Raw genomic sequence first — 2,188 nt, forward strand, 5'->3', positions numbered from 1 at the left:
CCCCAGCCGCCATGCTGCGCCCCGCCCGGTCACGGGGTGAAGGTTCCGCCGGTCAATGTGGTGGTGGCGCCCACGGTGGTTGTGAACGCCAGCGCCAGCGCCACGGCGGTGGCCGGCGCCTCGGCCCGCGGCGGCGCCGGCGGTGGAACCACGGTCTATTATGGCGGCGGAGGCGGCGGCGGATACTATTCGCCGCCCGTCGCCAGCGGCGTCATTCAGGGGCTCAATGTGGAAGGCGCCCGCCGCGCCCGTCGCGTGGCCTATGAGGCCACTCGCACCCGCACCCGCAAGGTGGTGATCCAGGCGGTCTGCATCGACGACCGCCAGACGCCTCATCCCGCCGCCCAGCTGTTTCCCGAGCGCGATGTGCGCGACCTCTATGACGGCGAGCTCTATCGCTGTGTCGCCGGCGCCCGTCTGCAGGTGACCATCGCCGAATTCCTCGGCCAGATCGACTTCTCCGGCGGTCAGACCCTGGTCTGCGCCAAGAACGAGGCCCTCTATCACGCGCCGGGCGGCCAGGTGACTTGCCGGCCGCAGAAGCCCGCGCGCGACTGCAACGAACGCTCCCTGCTTCGCCGTTTCGGCGCCGGGGTGAAGGTGCTGACCATGGTGGCTACCGAGACCTACACCGCCTATCGCGAGGAAGAGGAGGTGGTTTCTGAATCGGCCTCCATGAGCTTCAGCCTCGATGGCGGCGTCGGCGGGGTCGTTTACTGAGGCCCAGGGCCTGCGAGAGATAGGCGCACGAAAAAGGGCGGCTCCTGGCGGAGCCGCCCTTTCACGTTGGTGACGGTGTCGGCGGGCGCCGACGGGCGTCTCTTACATGCCGACGCGATCGGCGGCGTTGTCGGTGGCCTCGGCGGCGTTGTCGGCCGCGGCCTCGGCGTTGCGGGCCACGGCGTCAGCGGCCGCGGCCGAGCTTTCCGCGGCCTGGTTCGCCGCCCGCTGAGCGCTGTCGGCGGCGCTGGCCACCACGGCCTCGGCGCGGCCGGCGTCGCGGGCCATTTCCAGGTCGGCGTCATTGGCGCCGCCGTTGCTGAACAGGAAGACGAGGCCGACGATGGCGACGATGGCCACCAGGCCCGCCACCCACCAGCCGGCGTAACCGCCGCTCTTATGCACCACTTCGCGGGTGGCTGGGGGCGGATCGCGGCGTTCGGTATTGGGGTCGTAGGTCATTGGGTTTCTCTCTCCTCAGGCCGGCATGGCGAAGCCATCGCCGATCGGGCAGGGAAACGCCGGTATGTTTCACACGGTTCCAGCCGCGCCGCCGCGGCGGATAACAAGGGTCGTCCAGGCGTCACGGTTGATCCGGCGCACCAGGACGAAGCCCCGCGAGCGATAGGCCGCCAGGACCCGGCGGGCCTGGACCCTCAGCAGACCCGACAGAATGGCCGTGCCGCCAGGCGCCAGCGCGCCCTTGATGTCCTGGGCCAGCATGACCAGCGGGGCGGCCAGGATGTTGGCGAACACTAGGTCATAGGGAGCGTGCTGGCGCACAAGCCGGTGTCCGAGCCCCGAGGCGTGGACGAAGCGGGCCTGGGCCTGGTTCAGGCGGGCGTTCTCCCGGGCGATGCGCACCGAGGGCCGGTCGATATCGGTGCCCACCGCCACGGGTGAGCCGGTCTTGGCCGCGGCGATGGCCAGCACGCCCGTTCCCGCCCCCACGTCCAGCACCCGGGCGAAACGGCGCACCTTCAGCAGGGCGTCATAGGCCAGAAGGCAGCCCACCGTCGTGCCATGGTGGCCGGTGCCGAAGGCTGCTCCGGCCTCGATCCGCAGGTTGACGGCGTTGACCGGGGCCAGACCCCGGTCGTGCGCCCCATAGATGAAGAACCGCCCGGCGCGCACGGGCGGCAGGCCTGACAGGGCCATGGCCAGCCAGTCGGCGTCGGCCAGGACCTCCGTCGCCGTCACCAGGGTGGGAAAGCCCGCCAGCGTCTCCCGCAGGGCGTCGGCCTCTTCGGTGGTGGTGGGAAAGGCGTCGATCCGCCAGATGTCGCGATCCTCGTCCTCTTCCAGGATGGAATAGGTCGCCCCTTCGAGCAGAGGGTGGCGATCGATGGCCTCGGCGGCGGCTTCGGCGTCGGCGCGGGGGCCGCGGGCGATGATCTGGACGGCGTCTTCGGTCATGCGCCTCCTCTAGAGCGCGCGCCGAAAACAGGGAACCGGTTATCGGACCGAT

General features: G+C 70.5%; 3 protein-coding genes. 1 reads left to right on the forward strand and 2 read right to left on the reverse strand.

Annotated elements, in window-relative coordinates; translation table 11 throughout:
• Window positions 1–720: hypothetical protein (locus tag V7D28_RS15000; RefSeq protein ID WP_333588184.1), on the forward strand; the 720-nt coding region annotated here is incomplete at its 5' end.
• A gap of 102 nt (window positions 721–822) precedes the next feature.
• On the opposite strand, the gene V7D28_RS15005 is transcribed toward V7D28_RS15000, so the two are convergent.
• Both V7D28_RS15005 and V7D28_RS15010 read right to left on the reverse strand, forming a co-directional pair.
• The gene (locus tag V7D28_RS15005; RefSeq protein WP_333588185.1) at window positions 823–1,182 is read right to left on the reverse strand and encodes a hypothetical protein; all 360 of its coding nucleotides are present in this window, start codon (window positions 1,180–1,182) and stop codon (window positions 823–825) included.
• 69 nt (window positions 1,183–1,251) lie between these two features.
• Window positions 1,252–2,136 (reverse strand): 50S ribosomal protein L11 methyltransferase, encoded by an 885-nt coding sequence (locus tag V7D28_RS15010; RefSeq protein WP_333588186.1) that lies wholly within the window; start codon window positions 2,134–2,136, stop codon window positions 1,252–1,254.
• Window positions 2,137–2,188 lie beyond the last annotated feature (52 nt).

The sequence above is a fragment of the Phenylobacterium sp. genome (assembly GCF_036723115.1).
In the GTDB taxonomy this organism is placed as follows: Bacteria; Pseudomonadota; Alphaproteobacteria; order Caulobacterales; family Caulobacteraceae; genus Phenylobacterium.